The sequence below is a fragment of the Nitrincola sp. genome (assembly GCF_048264025.1).
In the GTDB taxonomy this organism is placed as follows: Bacteria; Pseudomonadota; Gammaproteobacteria; order Pseudomonadales; family Balneatricaceae; genus Nitrincola.
The window spans coordinates 47,440-66,201 of sequence record NZ_JBLXDN010000019.1 but is presented as its reverse complement, the minus strand read 5'-3'; the positions used below and the strand labels follow the sequence as shown (position 1 = coordinate 66,201).

The 18,762-nt window shown below is 52.0% G+C and carries 15 protein-coding genes; 2 read left to right on the top strand and 13 right to left on the bottom strand.

The annotated features are described in order from the left end of the window. Positions 1-110: 110 nt before the first annotated feature. The 3 genes from ACN0R1_RS14060 to ACN0R1_RS14050 form a co-directional block, all read right to left on the bottom strand. The gene (locus ACN0R1_RS14060; protein ID WP_417583914.1) at positions 111-2,102 is read right to left on the bottom strand and encodes a hypothetical protein; all 1,992 of its coding nucleotides are present in this window, start codon (positions 2,100-2,102) and stop codon (positions 111-113) included. 185 nt (positions 2,103-2,287) lie between these two features. Then, a complete protein-coding gene (locus ACN0R1_RS14055) occupies positions 2,288-3,766 on the bottom strand; it encodes an AAA family ATPase (RefSeq protein WP_417583912.1) in 1,479 nt (492 codons plus the stop codon). 175 nt (positions 3,767-3,941) lie between these two features. Continuing rightward, positions 3,942-4,388 carry an HIT domain-containing protein gene (locus ACN0R1_RS14050; RefSeq protein WP_417583910.1) on the bottom strand — a complete coding sequence of 149 codons (447 nt, stop codon included), beginning with the start codon at positions 4,386-4,388 and terminating at the stop codon, positions 3,942-3,944. An 86-nt stretch (positions 4,389-4,474) separates the two neighbouring features. On the opposite strand from ACN0R1_RS14050, the gene ACN0R1_RS14045 reads away from it, so the two are divergent. After that, the gene (locus ACN0R1_RS14045; protein WP_417583908.1) at positions 4,475-5,608 is read left to right on the top strand and encodes a GNAT family N-acetyltransferase; all 1,134 of its coding nucleotides are present in this window, start codon (positions 4,475-4,477) and stop codon (positions 5,606-5,608) included. Here the strand turns inward: ACN0R1_RS14045 and fghA are convergent, their stop codons facing one another. The 4 genes from fghA to ACN0R1_RS14025 all read right to left on the bottom strand — a co-directional run bounded on the left by fghA (position 5,609) and on the right by ACN0R1_RS14025 (position 9,700). After that, the gene (fghA, locus tag ACN0R1_RS14040; RefSeq protein WP_417583906.1) at positions 5,609-6,472 is read right to left on the bottom strand and encodes an S-formylglutathione hydrolase; all 864 of its coding nucleotides are present in this window, start codon (positions 6,470-6,472) and stop codon (positions 5,609-5,611) included. Between the two features lie 70 nt (positions 6,473-6,542). Then, positions 6,543-7,661, bottom strand: a complete 1,119-nt coding sequence (locus tag ACN0R1_RS14035) for an S-(hydroxymethyl)glutathione dehydrogenase/class III alcohol dehydrogenase (RefSeq protein WP_417583904.1) — start codon at positions 7,659-7,661, stop codon at positions 6,543-6,545. A 118-nt stretch (positions 7,662-7,779) separates the two neighbouring features. After that, positions 7,780-8,826, bottom strand: a complete 1,047-nt coding sequence (locus tag ACN0R1_RS14030; protein ID WP_417583902.1) for a CobW family GTP-binding protein — start codon at positions 8,824-8,826, stop codon at positions 7,780-7,782. Next, on the bottom strand, positions 8,816-9,700 hold the full coding sequence (locus ACN0R1_RS14025) for a LysR family transcriptional regulator (protein ID WP_417583900.1): 885 nt from the start codon (positions 9,698-9,700) through the stop codon (positions 8,816-8,818). The genes ACN0R1_RS14030 and ACN0R1_RS14025 overlap by 11 nt, the downstream gene beginning before the upstream one ends. A 256-nt stretch (positions 9,701-9,956) precedes the next feature. Here ACN0R1_RS14025 and ACN0R1_RS14020 point away from each other — a divergent pair, with 256 nt between their 5' ends. Beyond that, positions 9,957-11,123, top strand: a complete 1,167-nt coding sequence (locus ACN0R1_RS14020) for a GlxA family transcriptional regulator (protein ID WP_417583898.1) — start codon at positions 9,957-9,959, stop codon at positions 11,121-11,123. A 60-nt stretch (positions 11,124-11,183) separates the two neighbouring features. Here ACN0R1_RS14020 and ACN0R1_RS14015 read toward each other — a convergent pair whose 3' ends face one another. The 6 genes from ACN0R1_RS14015 to ACN0R1_RS13990 all read right to left on the bottom strand — a co-directional run bounded on the left by ACN0R1_RS14015 (position 11,184) and on the right by ACN0R1_RS13990 (position 18,741). Continuing rightward, on the bottom strand, positions 11,184-12,563 hold the full coding sequence (locus ACN0R1_RS14015) for an L-serine ammonia-lyase (protein WP_417583896.1): 1,380 nt from the start codon (positions 12,561-12,563) through the stop codon (positions 11,184-11,186). Between the two features lie 36 nt (positions 12,564-12,599). Continuing rightward, positions 12,600-13,466 (bottom strand): formyltetrahydrofolate deformylase, encoded by an 867-nt coding sequence (gene purU, locus ACN0R1_RS14010; protein WP_417583894.1) that lies wholly within the window; start codon positions 13,464-13,466, stop codon positions 12,600-12,602. Positions 13,467-13,534: 68 nt separating this feature from the next. Continuing rightward, positions 13,535-14,161, bottom strand: coding sequence for a sarcosine oxidase subunit gamma (locus ACN0R1_RS14005; protein ID WP_417583892.1), 627 nt, complete (start codon positions 14,159-14,161; stop codon positions 13,535-13,537). Continuing rightward, positions 14,154-17,171: a sarcosine oxidase subunit alpha gene (locus ACN0R1_RS14000; RefSeq protein ID WP_417583890.1), complete on the bottom strand. Its 3,018-nt coding sequence runs from the start codon at positions 17,169-17,171 to the stop codon at positions 14,154-14,156. The genes ACN0R1_RS14005 and ACN0R1_RS14000 overlap by 8 nt, the downstream gene beginning before the upstream one ends. Continuing rightward, a complete protein-coding gene (locus tag ACN0R1_RS13995) occupies positions 17,168-17,476 on the bottom strand; it encodes a sarcosine oxidase subunit delta (RefSeq protein WP_417583888.1) in 309 nt (102 codons plus the stop codon). The genes ACN0R1_RS14000 and ACN0R1_RS13995 overlap by 4 nt, the downstream gene beginning before the upstream one ends. Before the next feature lie 14 nt (positions 17,477-17,490). Beyond that, complete coding sequence (locus ACN0R1_RS13990; RefSeq protein WP_417583886.1) at positions 17,491-18,741, bottom strand: sarcosine oxidase subunit beta family protein; 1,251 nt, start codon at positions 18,739-18,741, stop codon at positions 17,491-17,493. Positions 18,742-18,762 lie beyond the last annotated feature (21 nt).

Below are 18,762 nucleotides of genomic sequence, written 5' to 3'. Positions count from 1 at the left end.
ATTCAACCAGACGTAATATTTAAAGAGCAATTGCAACAGAATATGAGCGGGTGTTGCAGTTAATAGTTGAATTCAGGCTTTCATAGAATCCCTTCACAAAATCATGTTACTTACAGTTGCGCAATAAAGGCATCAAAGGCCTCTCTTGCTAGGCGAACCTCTGCCTCAGCCTGTTTAACCGAAGCATTTAAGCTATGCAGTTCATCCTCCTGCTCGATGAGCTGATTCACTAACCGCTGGTAAAGCGCAGACCCTGGCTCCAGCACTTCAAGGTTCGCCCGAATGCGTGCCTGCTCTTGATAAATGGTTTCTATAGCTCCTTTTTGATCTTGCAGGCTACGCTCAGCACGAGACCAAGCTTGACGAAGGCTCGCCGCCCGTTCAACCTGAGACTTTAACGCCGCAGATAACTGTGCCTGACTTGACCAATAGAAAAGTTGAGTTTCTGATAAGGCCGCTAATTGAAAATGTTCCCAATCAACCTTAATCTCCTTTACCAGAACAGGCTGTTCTGAATGTGCTAACAGCTCTACCGCTAACCGATAATGCGTCTCTGTTTCATCAAGCCGCTCGGCATCGGAATCCAACTCCCAGCCTCGCTGACGCGGATGAACGATCACTAAATTTCGATCCTGAGCCGACTCATTGATGACATGATAAAGCGTTTCGCGCTGGCGAGTCTGCTGCAACATCAATACACCCTGCTCTATTTTACCCTGCGTCAGCCGTGTTTCCTGCTGGGTTGTTTGAGGTAGCACCTGAAGGTCTAAATCAACAGCATAACTGATGAACCGCTTTGCCCCGGGCGGAATATGATCAATGCGCGCATCGCCCACATAGCTTTGCCCCATCATCACGGTCATAGGGCCCTCAGGCAGCGGTTTATCGGATGTGTTCGCTAAATGCGCCCCGCGTAAAGGATGGCGAGGATGTACACTGGTGTCATAAATGGAAACTGGCGCTATGTCCACCGAGGCATTCAAAATGGGTAACATCGCCGATTGCTGACGAGACAAACTGACATTTTCAAGTCGATACTCAAAGTGTGAGCCAAGATCCTGCCCCTCAACCGAGGCCACCGCGCCAGCTTTAGGGGCGGCCTCCATACTGGGTGACGGTGCCGGCGCGGGTGCTCGCATAGGGGCTGCGGCTACGGCGCGTAAAGGCACGAACTCTTCATCTAGAGCGGCGCCACGAGCAAGGGCATAGGCTTGCGGAGCTATACCTTCAAAGGCCACTGACTCATACACAGGTCGATCAATAAAACGAGACTGGTAAAGATCTTCAATAAAACTCAGGGGGCGACCACTGATTAAGGCCAAACTAATGTTCTGCCAGTCCTGGTCACTGGCATTTTCCACCAAGGCCCAGGTTTGCAAGCTAGCCGCTTCACTGTCTGACTCATCGAGCAATAAACGATAGCTGGTTTTCCAAACAGGCGCTTCTGCCACATAGGTCACCGCCACGTCACGCTCTCCTTCACCCTCAAGATAAAGACTGACGGCTTTGCGTTCATTGTGGCGATCTTGTGCCAAGGCGTTTAATGCACGATTCAGGTCGGCTTGCAGACGCGTATCGGTCAATTCGAAGCGACGTATCTGATCCAGGCTTAAGCTTTCCAAGCCGGTTTCGGTTACCAGGTTAAGGTAGTCTAATTCTGCGAATTGATCAGCCACTCGCAAGGTGCGTCTATCGGCTCCAAGGATACGCCCTGTTAACAGACTGCCTTGCAGGGTTTCAACCTGAATGGCTTGACCGCGTAATTGAGTAAACACCTCCACCCAACCAGGATTGCCAGATAGATCAACACGCAAACTGGATAACGTACGATCCAACGCTGACTGACCTGGATAACTCACGCCCAGAATTCGGCCATTACCCTGGTCCCAGAAAACCAGGGACTTCAGCAGATCGTTCATCTCAGTTGAACTGGCCTGAAGTTGCACTTGAACCGACCCATCGACCTTGCCACCTTGCTGGAACAAACCCACACCCGAGGTGGAAAGCACAACGCGTTCAATAGGTAACACAGCCTCAGGAAAGGTTTGAGAAGCCCAAGCACTTGAGCTTAGGCTGGCAACAACCCAAAAACTGACAGTCATTATCGACACGGCAGGCAAACATCGCTTCAAGCTAGCGGGATATTGTGGGGGCAAAATCATGAAACCTCTCCCTAATTCATGAGTTGAATGAATTTGCCTAGCTTAGCATTTGCTGGACCTATTCATTATTGTGTTGAAGCGTCACGGCCCCTAATCTGAAGCAGCTCAGCTGTCAGTTAGAGCACTCAGTCCGCCGGGACAGTCCGCGCTGCTGCCCAATGCCGCAGCGCCGTAATTTTCTCAGCCATTACCACGGACAGAGGACGAGTACGTAGCAGTTCATGCAATAACATATCCTCACTGACCGGCTGACCCTTGCCATAAGATTCATAGAGCGCAGACACCACCGCCTGTTCCAGCTCGGCACCCGAGAAACCTTCCGATGACGACACCAGCAGGGTTAGATCAAAATTAGCAGGGTCCAGATTACGGCGGCGTAGATGCACCTCAAGTATAGTCAGTCTGGCATCAGCATCGGGTAGATCAACAAAAAAGATCTCATCGAAGCGGCCTTTACGCACTAGCTCCGGTGGCAAAGCCGAAATGTCGTTGGCCGTTGCGACCATAAATACCTGATCAGTGCGTTCTGCCATCCACGTCAGCAGCGCCCCCAGAACACGTCTTGAGGGACCTGAACCCTCCCCATCCTCGGCCCCTACACCCTTTTCTATCTCATCCATCCACAGCACACAAGGTGCCATCACCTCGGCCGTACTTAAAGCCGCACGCAGATTACGCTCTGTTTCGCCATGATACTTGTTGTACAGGGCGCCGAAATCGAGCCTCAACAGCGGCACGCCAAAAGTGCCGGCAACAGATTTCGCGGCCAGGCTCTTGCCACACCCCTGAACGCCTAGCAACAGAATACCTTTAGGTGGCTCCAACCCTGGAGGGGGGGATGCACTGAAAGCGGCCGCCCGGCGCTGCAACCAGGACTTAAGGTTTTTCATCCCGCCCAGATCGGAAAAACGGGTAGCATCATACTCAAACGACAACGCCCCATCACCTTCCAATAGACGGTACTTAGCTTGCATCACTGCAGGAATATCCTCCTGTGTGATCGCGCCATCCAGATAGATCGCATTGCGAATGAGCCGACGGGCATCTAGCAACGGCAGCCCTGCCAGATTGCGTACCAACCTATCCACAGCCGCGGCATCAGCACGCACCCGCTTACCGGCATTCTGTGCGCCCCACTCACGTGCCACCTCGTTAATCATACGTCTTAGTGCCACTGGACCTGGCAGAGAAAGCTCAAACCGGGCACTGTAGCGCGTCAGTTCACCCGGCAGCTCTATTTCATGACTGAGCAGAATGATCGTCGCACCCCACTCCTCGCACTCCAGGGCAATATCTTTGAGCATTCGGACATTGATGGGGTCACTCAGATAAGGATGAAAATCCAGTAATACATACAGGCCCGGCATGCGTGCCGTGCGAATATGACCCAGCACTACGGCCGGTTCGATATTATGCCGCTGGGCGGCCATATCCTTGTCCAGACGACGTAATCCTTCGGTAACCGACCAGCGAAAAAGCTGTGTCATCATGCGCTTAGCAAGACCCACCAACAGCTCCAACACCCTGGCCTCTTCATGAGTTTCGACTACCACCAAGGGTACTCGTGAGCGCAGAATCAGCTCAAGATCTCTACTATCGTCCAAAACACTCTCCTTAGGTTCTGACCGATGAGCCAAGGGAATACCCATCCGGTTTTGAAGGATTTCAACAAGACTATCTAATTATTCAGATAATTTACAAGGTAACCAGACAACAAAACCTTAAAAAATTTTAAGCTATAGAGTTAGTTACGCTAAGATCAAAACAGCACACGAAGTGCTAGTTTGCCAATTTGAATGCCAGCTCGCCATCCAACAGCACTTCAAGTTTCCGACTAATTTCCTCTGCCTGCTCGGCTGTATAGGGTCGAGCCTCAGCAACTCCCCAGACAGGTCCTGGCCAGGCGATATCATCTTCGTAGCGCACAACATGATGCAGATGCAGCTGCGATACCATGTTACCCAATGCGGCCACATTCATCTTGCGTGCCATAAACAAGTCGGCCAGGGTCTCACTCAAGGCTGACGATTCTTCAATCAACTGGGCGCGCTCCAAGGCTGACAAGTGATAGACTTCGGTAACACCTGCGCGGCGCGGCACCAGAATAAACCAGGGATAGTTGGCATCGTTCATGAGTAACAAGCGGCACAGGGGAAAATCACCCAGCACCCAGGTATCAGCCTGCAAGCGTGGATGGAGTTCAAATTCAAGTTCCAGTTCGTCCATTGGACTCTCCTTATGATATAAAAGGCCGGATTAAAGCGTATAGCGTTCGTTAGATTCACTTTTTACACTAAACCAGACAGAACATCATGTATCAAATACGCTTTTGCGACAGTATAGACAAGATACCCGCCAGCACCTGGGACGCGCTTTGCAACACCGACTACCCGTTTATCCAGCACGCTTTTCTCAAGGCGCTGGAAGACTCAGGCTCGGTATCAGCGGCTACTGGCTGGCAACCCATGCATATGCAGCTGTTACGCGGTGATGAGGTGATCGGGGTAATGCCCCTGTACATCAAAGACCACTCTTACGGTGAGTATGTGTTTGACTGGAGCTGGGCGGATGCCTGGGAGCGCAACGGGCTGGACTATTACCCCAAGCTGGTAACCGCTATACCCTATACACCGGCACAAGGGCCCAGATATGGCTGTCAACTACCAGACACCGAAGCCTGTCAGGCTTTTTATGCCGGTATCCGCCAGCTAGGACAACAAATTACAGCAAGTAGTTGGCACGGTTTATTTATCACCGATTCACTGCGATCAACCTTTGCGGCAGAGGGTTGTTCCGCTCGCATGGGTCTGCAATACCACTGGTTTAACCGCGGCTATCACAGCTTTGACGATTACCTCAGCCATTTCAGCTCACGCAAACGTAAAAATTTACGCAAGGAACGTCAGAAAGTACAAGATCAAGGCATTGAGCACGACTGGGTCAGTGGCAAGGATCTGACCGATCAGGATATGCAACACTTCTGGACTTTTTACCAAATGACCCACCTCAAACGTGGCCGTCGTGGCTATCTGACTCGAGCCTTTTTTGAGCAGCTACGCCAATCACTCGCTGACAAGCTTATGTTCTGTTTTGCCCGCCAGGGTGACAAAACGCTCGCTGGGGCGCTATTTTTTCGTGATAGTAGCACTCTGTATGGCCGTTACTGGGGTTGTACCGAAGCCTTCGACAGTCTGCATTTTGAAACCTGCTATTATCAGGGCATCGACTATGCCATCGCGGAAGGACTTGAGCGCTTTGATCCAGGTGCACAGGGAGAGCACAAAATTGCCCGTGGTTTTGAGCCGGTGCCTACCTGGTCGGTACACCACATAGAACACCCGGGGTTGCGCAACGCCGTAGAGGATTTTGTGGCTCAGGAGGCCACGCAACTGCGACTCTATCAAGCCCAGTTGCGTGAAGGATTGCCCTTTCGTCAGGTCGACTAATCAGCGCAGCCCAAGGTGTTTGGCATGAAAACGCAGATGCGATTCGATAAAGCTGGCGATAAAGTAATAGCTATGATCATAACCTGGCTGGTAGCGTATCTCAGCCGGGAAGCCCATCGCCTCACACACCGCAATCAACCGATCAGTTTTTAGCTGCTCATCCAAAAAGTTATCGGCACTGCCCTGATCTACCAACAAGGGTAGCGGCGTTGCACCACTGCGGATAAGCTCGACGCTATCATAGGTTTTCCAACTGGACTGATCACTGCCCAGGTAAGCGCCGAAGGCTTTCTGCCCCCAGGGACATTCGCTGGGATTCACTATCGGTGAAAAGGCGCTGGCGGAGGTAAAGCGCCCTGCATTACGTAGCGCCAGCATCAGTGCGCCGTGACCACCCATGGAATGACCACTGATAGCACGCAACTCAGTCAAGGGCATCAGTCCTTCAAGCAGTTCGGGCAACTCCGTCAGAATATAATCATACATGCGGTAATGTGTTGCCCAAGGCGCCTCAGTAGCATTGACATAAAACCCGGCACCCAGGCCAAAGTCATAGGCACCCGCTTCATCGTCAGGCACTCCTTCGCCCCGCGGACTGGTGTCGGGCATGATCAGCGCCATACCCAGCTCAGCGGCTACCCGCTGCGCCCCGGCTTTGGTAGCAAAGTTCTGATCTGTACAGGTCAGCCCAGATAGCCAGTAAAGTGCAGGTACCGGATGGCGTTCAGCCTGAGGGGGCAGAAACACACTAAACTGCATCGTACAATTCAGTACTGCGGAGTGGTGTTGATATTGATTCTGCTGGCCACCAAAACAGACCACACTGCTGAGTAACTCCAGTGATTCATCAAGCCTATCAGTCATATTACATCCTGTGGTTGTTGAGTGAAGATAACCCAGCCAAAGCAACCCTTGGCTGGAGACGGCATCGAGATCAGTAATGCACCACGCTGCGGATGGATTTACCCGCATGCATCAGCTCAAAGGCTTCATTGATCTGTTCCAGAGGCATGGTATGAGTGATAAAGGTATCCAACTCATACTCACCCTGCATAAAACGCTCAACATAACCCGGCAACTCAGAACGGCCTTTCACACCACCAAAGGCACTGCCGCGCCATACCCGGCCGGTGACCAACTGGAAGGGACGGGTGGATATTTCCTGCCCGGCACCGGCTACACCGATAATAACCGACTCGCCCCAGCCTTTGTGGCAACACTCCAGGGCCGCACGCATGACGTTAACGTTACCGATACACTCAAAGGAGTAATCGACACCGCCATCGGTCATTTCAACAATCACATCCTGAATAGGCTTGTCATGTTTGCTCGGATTGACACAGTCGGTGGCACCGAGTTTTTTGGCTATCTCAAACTTGTCTTCGTTCAGATCTATGGCAATGATTCGACCGGCTTTGGCCATTACCGCACCAATGATGACCGCCAGACCTATGCCGCCCAATCCGAACACCGCGACTGTGTCGCCTTCCTTGACCTTGGCGGTATTGGTTACAGCGCCCATACCGGTGGTGACACCACAGCCCAGCAGGCAGACTTTTTCCAGCGGTGCAGCTTTGTCAATTTTCGCCAGAGAAACTTCTGCTACTACCGTGCGCTCGGCAAAGGTCGAAGTACCCATGTAGTGAAAGATAGGCTTACCATCTTTATAAAAACGGGTGGTGCCATCCGGCATCAAACCCTTGCCCTGGGTAGCACGAACCGATTGGCACAGGTTGGTTTTACCCGACAGACAAAATTTACATTTGCCACATTCAGCGGTGTACAGCGGAATCACATGATCGCCGACCTCAACACTGGTGACGCCCTCGCCTACCGCTTCAACAATACCGGCGCCTTCATGCCCCAGAATGGCCGGAAAAATGCCTTCAGGGTCTTCGCCTGACAGAGTAAAGGCATCGGTATGACACACACCGGTCGCGACAATACGTACCAGCACTTCACCTTTTTGCGGTGGCATCAGATCCACTTCTTCAATACTCAGGGGCTGCCCCGGTCCCCAAGCGACCGCTGCACGCGTTTTGATCATTTCCATGTTGCCTCCAGTATTTCATTATCGTTATCGATTGCGCGCCATTATAAATTTTCACAGCACAGTGATTGCAGCTTCAGTTGAAAATGACTCTTGCCATACTGAAACAATCACTTATTGACTAAAGGTCCCGATAGGGTGAATTAACCCCAATCTGGGTCAACTGGATCAACTCACGCTCTATCGCATCCCAGTCCAGCGGCTGACGGGCAATGATTTCCACCCGAGAATCACGCCGGTAACTGATATGATCATAGTCCATTTCAGCACCGACACGATTGATAAACACCCAGGGTAACCCCAGGCGAAATGCGCCTTTAATCCGCTCAACCCCTTCAATGCCAGCCAGCAGCGTTTCCAGCTCATCGAAGGGGAAAATATCCTCCGGATGAAAAATCCAGCCACAGCTAACCCGCCCCAGACCTTCACTCATTTGACGCACGGGTTGACAGGGCTCTGGTTGTGGCGGCGTTAGTGTTACTGGATCTGAATGGTGATGATGTGGCTCATGCTGGTGAGTATCATGACTCAGGTGTGAAGTCGGAAACACCGCCTGAAACAGACCATCACGGACACAGTCCAGTAACGCTAAATCAAAATTACCCTGGCAGGCGGTCAGGTAGTGTTGCTTGGGTGGATAGAGCGACAGAACCATACTTTCCAGAGCCTTTAAATCCTCATCTGTGGCCAGGTCAGCTTTATTGGCAATCACTACATCGGCCATATTGATCTGATCGAGAAAGGTTTGGTCCTGAATCAGCGCTGCATCAGCCAATTGGCGCGGATCAACCAGGCAGATAACCGCGCGCAGATCCAGGTGCGGCTTAAAAAAGGGCTTTCGCAGGGTATCCAGGATACCGGCAGGATGCCCCATGCCGGTGGGTTCGATCAGTAAACGATCAAAATGCTGCGTCTCCAACAGCGTTTTCAGACTGGCATGCAGTTCACTACCAAGCTGGCAGCAGACACAGCCACCAACCAAAGGGGTCAATTGCAGATCATCACGGGTCTCAATTGCCATGGGGTCTACACCCACCTGACCAAACTCATTGACAATTATGGCCCAGTTCTCATCTTGCGGCTTTTGCGCGATCAGGGCTTTGATCGCTGTGGTTTTACCACTGCCGAGAAACCCGGTAATCAGGTGCGTCGCTATTTTAGATGCCATGACTCTGTTCTATTTCCTCAACTAAAAAATCGATAAACATACGCACCTTGGAGGACAAATGACGGTGCTGGGGATAAACCACCCAGATGGCCGAGTCTTTAAAAGCAAAATCCTGCAGCACCGGCACCAACTCGCCTTTCTCCAGGTACTCTGCAATATAATAGGCAGGCAACTGCACTAACCCCATACCCTTTAACGCCGCATCCAATAAGACGATACCGGAGTTAGCATGTAAACGTCCCTGCACACGCATCTCCCGTCGTGTACCCTGATCCAAAAACAGCCAGCGATCCCGTGATCCAATCAAACACTGGTGCCTTGACAGGTCCATCAGGGTCAAAGGCACTCCTTGCTCTGCAAGATAAGCCGGTGATGCCACGACCATCTCCTCTCGTGTCCAGAGGCGGCGCGCAATCAGCGATGAATCCTCCATAGGACCTATGCGTATTGCCAGATCATAACCCTCTTCGATCAGATCCACGCGGCGATTAGTCAGATGCAGGCGTACCTCCAGTTGAGGGTGCAGTAGCATAAACGCATTGATCAAAGGCGCGATATAACGCTCACCAAAGGTATAACCGGCAGTTATTTTCAACACACCACGAGGACTGCTCTGTAAATCATTGATTGCCGACTCGGCCTCTCTGAAGCCCTCAAACAGGTGTTTGCAGTGCTCGTAGTAGAGCCGCCCGGCATCCGTCAATCTGATCTTTCGCGTGGTACGATAAAGCAGCTGCGTACCTAGCTGCTGTTCCAGCTTTACTACCAGCCGGCTAATATGTGATGCCGATACATTCAGATGCCTGGCAGCAGCAGAAAAGGTGCCTAACCTGACCACTTCGGTAAAAGCTTCTATCCTGTCCCAATGATTCATTATGAATCCTTATCAAGGCGTTAGATCTTACATGATTTATTATTGCTGTATGGCAATAGTTATTTTATGTGTGAAACATAAAAATTACATGCCTATTTGCGACATTTGCATTACATTTAGGCTTGAACGTGCCCGAAAACGACATCGAGGTTCTGTGCATACTGATCGTATGCCCGCCATTATAAAAATAACATGTCCGACACTCGGATGACCTATCCGAAGTGCAATGCTGACAACACAACCTGGAGTTATGTCAATGTCTTTTACCCCCAAGGGTGCAGCTCCGCTGTCCAAATCTGTCAATCTCGCTAAAAAGCCAGTGACTATTGGCTTTTTGTTGATGAATAACTTTACTCTGATTTCGCTCGCGTCAGCGATAGAACCCCTGCGCATGGCCAATCAACTGTCCGGCTCTGAACTCTATCAATGGTTTACCCTGACACCAGGTGGCCATCAAGTCCAGGCCAGTGATGGACTCACTGTTACACCCGATACCCCGATGGAAGAGATGCTGGCACTGGATATCGTCATCGTCTGTGGTGGTTATGCTGCTCAGCACAGTGCTTCACGGGAACATTTTGCCTGGTTACAGCAGCAAGCACGTCTGCACCGCAAGCTGGGAGCCATCTGTACCGGTAGTTGGGTATTGGCGCAAGCGGGCTTACTGGATCACTACGAAGCGAGTATTCACTGGGAGTGTATTGCCTCGTTGAAAGAGGCCTTTCCTAAGGTTGAATTGTCATCACGGCTGTTCAGTATAGACAGAGACCGTATGACGTCATCAGGGGGCACCGCGCCTCTGGATATGATGCTGAACCTGATCGCCCGTGAGCATGGCAAAGACCTGTCAGCAGGCATCTCGGACATGTTCATTTATGACCGTGTGCGTAATGAGCAGGACCAGCAACGCGTGCCACTCAAGCATGTTTTGGGTTCCACCCAACCGAAGCTTCTGGAAATCGTTGCACTGATGGAATCCAACCTGGAAGAGTTGCTGACGCTGGATGAACTGGCCAGCTATGCCAGCCTGTCACGTCGCCAACTGGAACGGCTGTTTCAGAAATACCTGAGCTGTTCGCCCTCACGTTATTACCTGAAGTTACGTCTGGTTCGGGCTAGACAATTGCTGAAGCAAAGTGGCTTATCCATTATTGAGGTGGCTTCCGCTTGCGGATTTGCGTCCACACCGCATTTTTCCAAATGCTACCGTGAATATTTTGGTCTACCTCCACGTGAAGAACGCCTGGGAATGACCAACCATCGTCCACTCAATCCAGTGCTGCACAGTCAGAAACTGCCACCGGAGCTGGCTGCAGGTGCTACAGGTCAACCACCGGCACCTGAAGTCAGAGTTTCAGCCGCGATGAAAGCCCTGGCCCAGGCTCGCGACGAACCGACTTTTGCCAGTATTCTGCTGCACTGAAACAATACCAACAGCGCCCATCGCTAACACAATCGTTAGGATGGGTGCTGTCCACCCTTCTCAACACTCAATCGCATTAACCGCCAAACCGCCGCGAGAGGTTTCTTTGTACTTGTCCTGCATATCACGGCCGGTATCGCGCATGGTACGAATGACTTTATCCAGCGAGATAAAGTGTTCACCATCGCCACGCAGTGCCATCTGAGCCGCATTGATCGCCTTGATTGAAGCGATGGCATTGCGCTCGATACAGGGCACCTGCACCAGGCCGCCAACCGGATCACAGGTTAATCCCAGGTTATGTTCCAAACCGATTTCAGCCGCATTCTCCACCTGCAGAGGTGTACCGCCCAGGACTTCGCATAAACCGGCTGCCGCCATGGCACAGGCCGACCCCACTTCGCCCTGACAACCCACTTCGGCACCGGAAATCGAGGCGTTCTTTTTGCACAGAATACCTACGGCCCCGGCGGCCAACAGAAAATCAACCAGATGCTTTTCAGACGCTGTGGGTTCAAATTGCATGTAATAGCAAAGCACCGCCGGAATAATCCCTGCCGCACCATTAGTTGGCGCTGTGACCATGCGCCCACCGGCGGCATTCTCTTCATTAACAGCCAAAGCATAGACATTGACCCAGTCCATAACCGAGAAATTACTGGCAATGACGTTTTTATTCTGTTCAACCGCTTTCAGGCGTTCATAGAAGGCAGGGGCGCGACGGCGCACATTCAAGCCACCCGGTAATATACCGCCATGCTTCAGGCCATTCTCAACGCAGGCATGCATCGCCTGCCAGATAGTCCAAAGACCATCACGTATCTCTTGCTCGCTGCGCCAGACTTTTTCATTTTCAAGCATCAGCTCACTGATCGACAAAGAGTGCTGTTTACACAGACGCAGCAATTCTTCAGCGGTATTGAAATCATAGGGTAATGCAGAGGTATGCAATACCAGCTTATCCTCGGCTGCCTGGGCGGCTGTCAGCACAAAACCGCCCCCTATAGAGTAATAAGTATTCTCATAGATAACCCCTGAATCCCCCAAGGCGGTTATCGACATCGCATTCGGATGGCCGGGTAACACCTCTTCAAGGAAAATCATGTCCTTGTCCCAGTCGAACGCTATCGCTTGTTGCTGATTCAGCAGCAACTGACCACTCGCCAACAGTTCGTCAATCCGCGGTGCGATAACGTCTGGATCGATCTGGGCAGGACGTTCACCCATTAGTCCCATTATCACGGCACGGTCTGTGGCATGCCCTTTACCCGTTGCCGATAACGAACCATACAGGCGCACCTGCAGTTGTGTTATTTGCAGCATACACTGGCGTTTGATCAACTCTTCAACAAAATCACACGCGGCACTCATCGGCCCGACGGTATGGGAGCTGGACGGCCCCACACCAATTTTAAACAGATCAAACACACTGATGGACATGATGATTCTCGACTACCCTATTTATTGTTATAACGTTTAACTGGCAAACACCACTGTTTTGCCTTTTTGCAGAAATACACGACGCTCAATATGATAACTGACAGCCCGCGCCAGAGTTAAGCACTCGATATCACGGCCTTTTTCGATCAGATCTTCCGGATAGTGAGTGTGAGTTACCGGCTCCACCCCTTGCGCAATAATGGGGCCTTCATCCAGATCATTATTGATATAATGTGCCGTTGCGCCGACCAGCTTAACACCTTTGTCATAGGCCTGATGGTACGGTCTCGCACCTTTGAAGCCTGGCAACAGAGAATGGTGGATATTGATCGCCTTGCCAGACAGTTTTTCGCACATCTCCGTTGACAGTACTTGCATATAGCGCGCCAGCACCACCAGTTCAGCACCCGTTTCTTCAATAACCCGAGAAACCTGAGCTTCCTGTTCGGCACGTGTTTCAGCCGTAATCGGGAAATGGTAATACGGCAGGTTATGCCACTTCGCCAAGGGTTCCAGATCGGGATGGTTTGATATGATCGCACGTATATCAATAGCCAGTTGCCCTGTACGGTAACGGTATAGCAAGTCATTCAAACAGTGATCTGATTTAGACACCATAATCACCACCGGCATGCGTGCATCTGGCGCTGTCAGTTCAAACTGCATAGCAAAACCGGCCGCTCTGGGTGTAAAGCGCTGTAAAAAACCCTCTGCATCAAAACCAGATTGCTCAGGTCTGAACTCAACGCGAATCACAAACCCCAGACTTTCCTTATCATCGAAGGAATTCAACTCGGTGATATAACAGTTTTCCTCGCGCAAAAAACGTGTAACCACATCGACTGTACCGATACGACTGGGACATTGGGCGGTAAAAATCCAGCTACCCTGTGTTCTGCTCATAGACTACCTCGTAATCAGAGTGGTCCGATGGTGTATTTCAGCACGACCGGCCACCCGTGTTTATTATGTTATATTTCGGCATCCAGGCCGAATTCCCGGCTGGCATCCACCAGCCAACGATAGCAGTAATCGGCAAAACTGCGGCGCACCACCAACTCCCAAACATCCTCTGATGGACGACGAATCACCGCCGTCGCTTTAGCAAAGGTGGTGGTGACGCCCTTACCCACCGGAAAGTTACGCGGATGCACATCGTAACCAGTAGATTTATGCAGCACATCACGGGCTGCAGGGCCTGTCAGCGTCAACAGCGTCTGGCCTCCACTGATGTTAACCAGCGCAAAATGCCCGGAAAACGCCGCTCTGAAGGCCAATTCAGTTTCATATTCGCTACCGCCTGGCAGCAAAATTAGCCACTCATCAGGTGCTATCCACTGAATACTGGAGCCCTTGTCAATATTTATATATAAGGCCAAAGGCTCTGTGGGTAACGCCATACCCAACACCTGTTGCACGGCGTCACAAAAGGCCTGGTCAGCCGCATTACCCCGCAAGGTCAGATAGCCGAGAAAGGCTTTTTCACGCAAAATCACACCCGGAGCCGTGCCTCCTTTTTTGCCACTCACATGACTCAGTGGTGATTCAGCAATCACCCCGGCACCCGCACATTGATCAAATACAGCTACGTTAGACATTCTGACGCTCTCCTTTCGGGTCCAGGAAGACAGGACTGACAATCTCGGCTTCATGTACCTTGCCATCCGCCATCGGCATATACACTTTCTCGCCCATACGCTCAGCACCACCGACTACTAATGCCAGCGCAAAGCCATGCCCAAGTGTTGAACTGTAGTAACTGGACGTTACATGACCCATCATTTTCATTGGAATGGACTGATTCGGGTCCAGCACGATCTGTGCACCTTCCTGTAACACCACGGTCGGATCAACGGGCTTCAAACCCACCATCTGCTTACGGTCCTTACGCCGGGTATCAGGACGAGTCAATGCTCGCTTGCCGATCCAGGAAAAGGGCTTGTCGTAACCGACACACCACTGCATCCCCAGATCTTCTGGCGTGACCGAACCGTCGGTATCCTGACCGACAATGATGAAGCCTTTCTCGGCACGCAGCACATGCATGGTTTCCGTGCCATAAGGCGTCAGACCATATTTGGCTTCATGTTCAAACAAGGCGTTCCAGACATGCATGGCATAATTAGCCTGCACGTTGATCTCATAAGTCAGCTCACCTGTGAAGGAGATACGATAAACACGTGCAGGCACATCGGCCACCTGCCCTTCACGGCATTCCATGAATTTGAAATTGTCTTTGGACAGATCAATATCAGTGATTTCTGACAGCAAATCGCGGGCACGTGGACCAGTGATAGTCATGGTGGCCCAATGATCGGTTACGCTGTTGAAATAGACGTCCAGTTCCGGCCATTCAGTCTGGTGCCAAAGTTCCAACCACTCCAGAATACCGGCAGCACCGCCTGTGGTCGTGGTCATAAGGAAGTGGTCATCCCCCAGACAGGTGGTGACACCATCATCCATGACCATGCCGTCATCTTTACACATCAGCCCGTAGCGGCACTTATTCAGACCCAGCTGTGCCCATTTGTTGGTGTACACACGGGCCAGAAATTCGCGCGAATCCTTACCTTGAATATCAATTTTACCCAGTGTTGACGCATCGAGGATGCCAACTTTTTCACGTACTGCCAGGCACTCGCGTGCGACGGCCTCATGCATGGTTTCGTTACCCAACGGGAAATACCAGGGGCGTTTCCACTGACCGACATCCTCAAATCTGGCGCCACGCGCCAGATGCCAGGCATGCATGGCTGTGTAACGTTCCGGATCAAACAGATCACCGCAGTGACGCCCGGCAATGGCCCCAAAGCTGATACCGGTATAATTGGGACGGAACACAGTGGTGCCGGTTTCAGGGATGGTCTGCCCTAACACCCGGGCTGCTATCGCCATGCCGTTAATATTGCCCAACTTGCCTTGATCCGTACCAAAGCCCAGCGCGGTATAGCGTTTGACATGTTCGATAGACTCGAAGCCTTCGCGAGTAGCTATCTCAATACCCGCAGCAGTGACATCGTTCTGCAGGTCCACAAACTGCTTGGGTGCACGGGTTGTCGGCTTCAGGTGTGGTACCTGAAACAGCGCAACTGCTGTACTTTCCAGCCTGCGACCCGCTTTGGGCAGCTTGGTTTCGACGGGCTGATAACCGCAGGCCGTCAAGGCTTGAACGGCTGAATTCAGGCCAGACTTAAGCACATCAGCCAGAGGGTAAATTGCATTAGCACCACCAGCAGGAATCATGCCTTTAACTAAACCAGGAACAAAGCCTATGGCTTCATCATCCCAAACTGGACGCACACCGGTATGTGCCGACAGATGTACTACAGGGCTGAAACCACCGGAACTGGCAATCGTATCGCAAGGCAGATCTTCAGGGGTACCGGTAAGTTTAAACGCCTGCAGATCAACACCGGCTACACGCGCTGCAGTAACCCGTTTGCTGCCTTTGCCTTCAAACACCGCACTGCCAGTAATAATACGTATACCTTTTTGACGTGCTGCCTTGACAAGATCGCCTTCAGGGTTGGTACGGCAGTCCACCACGGCAACCACTTCACGACCAGCGCCATGCCAATCCAGGGCCGCCTGATAGCCACTATCATTAGCTGTAGTCACCACCAGCTTGTTACCAGGCGCCACGCCATAACGGCGAATATAAGTGGATACTGCACTGGCCAGCATGTTACCTGGCACATCATTATTGGCATAAACGACGGGGCGCTCATGCGCACCGGTTGCCAGAATCACCTGTCTGGCTCGGATATGATGCATACGGCTGCGCACCTGATTTTTATCCGGTGCGGTATCCGCCAGATGCTCGGTGCGCCGCTCATGCAGGGTAACAAAGTTATGGTCGTGATAACCGTTAGCGGTGGTGCGTGGCAGTAACAGCACATCGTCCATGCCTGACAACTCAGCCACGACTGACTCAACCCACTGTGTTGCAGGCTGACCATCCAGACTATCAGCTGAATCCAACAAGGAACCACCCAGGGCTTCCTGTTCATCACACAGAATCACTCGTGCGCCACTACGTGCCGCTATCAATGCCGCCGACAAACCCGCTGGACCTGCGCCGATCACCAATAGATCGCAATGACGATTATAGTGATCATAGATATCCGGGTCCTTTTCCTTGGGGGCACGCCCCAGGCCGGCGGCTTTACGGATCAGTTTTTCGTAGGTCATCCACATGGAAGCCGGAGCCATAAAGGTTTTGTAGTAAAACCCTGGACCCATCATAGGACCGCCCAGCTTACCCATCAGCCCCATGGCATCATTATTGACGTTAGGCCAACCATTGGTGCTGCGAGCTGAAAGACCTTCATAGAGCGCCTGCTGTGTAGCACGCACGTTGGGCACTTGTGCCGCCTCAGTAGAGCCCAGCTGAACCACGGCATTGGGCTCAGCTGCACCCGCCGCGACAATGCCGCGTGGACGAGAATATTTGAAGCTGCGGTTAACAATATCGACACCATTCGCCAGCAGCGCCGATGCCAGGGTATCACCTTCGTAGCCGGTATAACGTATACCGTTAAAGCTGAAATTCAGGGGCTTGCTGCGGTCGATAGATCCGCCTGTAGCGAGACGATTCGGCTGACTCATTTTTCGCCTCCGGTTGGCTGGCTCTGTGCGGTTATCTGGGGTTGCTCGCCCATTTTGTAGGTTTCCAGAATTTCGTAACTGACGGTATGACGGGTCACATTGAAAAACTTGCGACAGCCGGTCGCATGCACCCACATTTCATGATGGATACCCCGTGGGTTATCCCGGTAAAACAGGTAATCACCCCACTCCTCGTCAGAGCAATTCTCCGGATCTTTCGGGCGCAGGATATGCGCCTGGCCTTTGGGGTGGAACTCACTCTGTTCACGATGCTCCCCGCAATAGGGACAATAAATATGTAACATGGTATTCCCTCTGCTTAGTGGGCGACGCCGGCAGCGCCGTGCTCGTCGATAAGTTTACCGCTGACAAAGCGATCAATACTGAAAGGTGCCGCTATTGGATGGGCATAACCCTTCGCCAGGGTCCAGGCAAACACATTGCCGGAGCCCGGCGTGGCCTTGAATCCACCGGTTCCCCAGCCACAGTTAAAGAACAAGCCTTTCACAGGGGTGGCTGACAGGATAGGACAGGCATCCGGGCAGGTGTCTACTATGCCGCCCCACTGACGGTTCATGCGGACCCGCGAGAAGATCGGGAACATCTCCACCATCGCCTGCAGGGTATGTTCAATGGTCGGATAACTACCACGCTGACCATAGCCATTGTATCCATCGATACCGGCACCAATGACAAGATCGCCTTTATCCGACTGGCTGCAATAGCCGTGTACATGATTGGACATGACCACGGTATCCAGAATCGGCTTGATCGGCTCAGATACCAAAGCCTGCAAGGGGTGTGATTCCAGCGGCAGTTTGATTCCTGCCATACGTGACAACACACCGGAATTACCGGCCGCCACACAACCTACTGTTTCAGCACCAATAAAGCCCCGATTGGTTTCTACCCCGACAATCTGGCCATCTTCAATACGCATGCCGGTGACTTCGGTTTGCTGCAGCAGATCAACACCCAGGGCATCAGCCGCACGGGCAAAGCCCCAGGCCACTGCATCGTGACGCGCCACACCAGCACGCGGCTGCCAGGACGCACCCAATACCGGATAGCGTGTTGCTGTTGAACAATCCAGAATCGGACAAATTTCCTGCACCTGCTTGGCATCCAGCACTTCACCATCGATACCGTTAAGACGGTTAGCATTGACGCGACGCTGAATATCCCGCATATCCTGCAGGGTATGGCCAAGATTGAGTACACCGCGCTGGGAAAACATCACGTTGTAGTTCAGATCCTGAGACAAACCTTCCCAAAGCTTCATCGAATGCTCATAAAGCGCTGCAGCCTCATCCCAAAGGTAGTTGGAACGCACGATAGTGGTATTACGTGCCGTGTTCCCACCACCCAGCCAACCTTTTTCAACCACAGCCACATTGGTAATACCGTGCTCTTTGGCCAGGTAGTACGCTGTTGCCAGACCGTGACCACCACCACCGATGATGATCACATCATATTTGTTCTTGGGAGTCGGGTTGCGCCACATGCGCTGCCAGTTTTCATTGTGTGACAGGGCATGTTTGGCCAGACCAAAACCTGAATAACGCTGCATTATAAATTCTCCTGTGCCTGA

Coding starts and splice junctions, on each gene's coding strand:
- ACN0R1_RS14060 (WP_417583914.1), bottom strand. CDS start 2,102: ATGACTGTCAGTTTTTGGGTTGTTGCCAGCCTAAGCTCAAGTGCTTGG.
- ACN0R1_RS14050 (WP_417583910.1), bottom strand. CDS start 4,388: ATGGACGAACTGGAACTTGAATTTGAACTCCATCCACGCTTGCAGGCT.
- ACN0R1_RS14045 (WP_417583908.1), top strand. CDS start 4,475: ATGTATCAAATACGCTTTTGCGACAGTATAGACAAGATACCCGCCAGC.
- fghA (WP_417583906.1), bottom strand. CDS start 6,472: ATGACTGATAGGCTTGATGAATCACTGGAGTTACTCAGCAGTGTGGTC.
- ACN0R1_RS14035 (WP_417583904.1), bottom strand. CDS start 7,661: ATGGAAATGATCAAAACGCGTGCAGCGGTCGCTTGGGGACCGGGGCAG.
- ACN0R1_RS14030 (WP_417583902.1), bottom strand. CDS start 8,826: ATGGCATCTAAAATAGCGACGCACCTGATTACCGGGTTTCTCGGCAGT.
- ACN0R1_RS14025 (WP_417583900.1), bottom strand. CDS start 9,700: ATGAATCATTGGGACAGGATAGAAGCTTTTACCGAAGTGGTCAGGTTA.
- ACN0R1_RS14020 (WP_417583898.1), top strand. CDS start 9,957: ATGTCTTTTACCCCCAAGGGTGCAGCTCCGCTGTCCAAATCTGTCAAT.
- ACN0R1_RS14015 (WP_417583896.1), bottom strand. CDS start 12,563: ATGTCCATCAGTGTGTTTGATCTGTTTAAAATTGGTGTGGGGCCGTCC.
- purU (WP_417583894.1), bottom strand. CDS start 13,466: ATGAGCAGAACACAGGGTAGCTGGATTTTTACCGCCCAATGTCCCAGT.
- ACN0R1_RS14005 (WP_417583892.1), bottom strand. CDS start 14,161: ATGTCTAACGTAGCTGTATTTGATCAATGTGCGGGTGCCGGGGTGATT.
- ACN0R1_RS14000 (WP_417583890.1), bottom strand. CDS start 17,171: ATGAGTCAGCCGAATCGTCTCGCTACAGGCGGATCTATCGACCGCAGC.
- ACN0R1_RS13995 (WP_417583888.1), bottom strand. CDS start 17,476: ATGTTACATATTTATTGTCCCTATTGCGGGGAGCATCGTGAACAGAGT.
- ACN0R1_RS13990 (WP_417583886.1), bottom strand. CDS start 18,741: ATGCAGCGTTATTCAGGTTTTGGTCTGGCCAAACATGCCCTGTCACAC.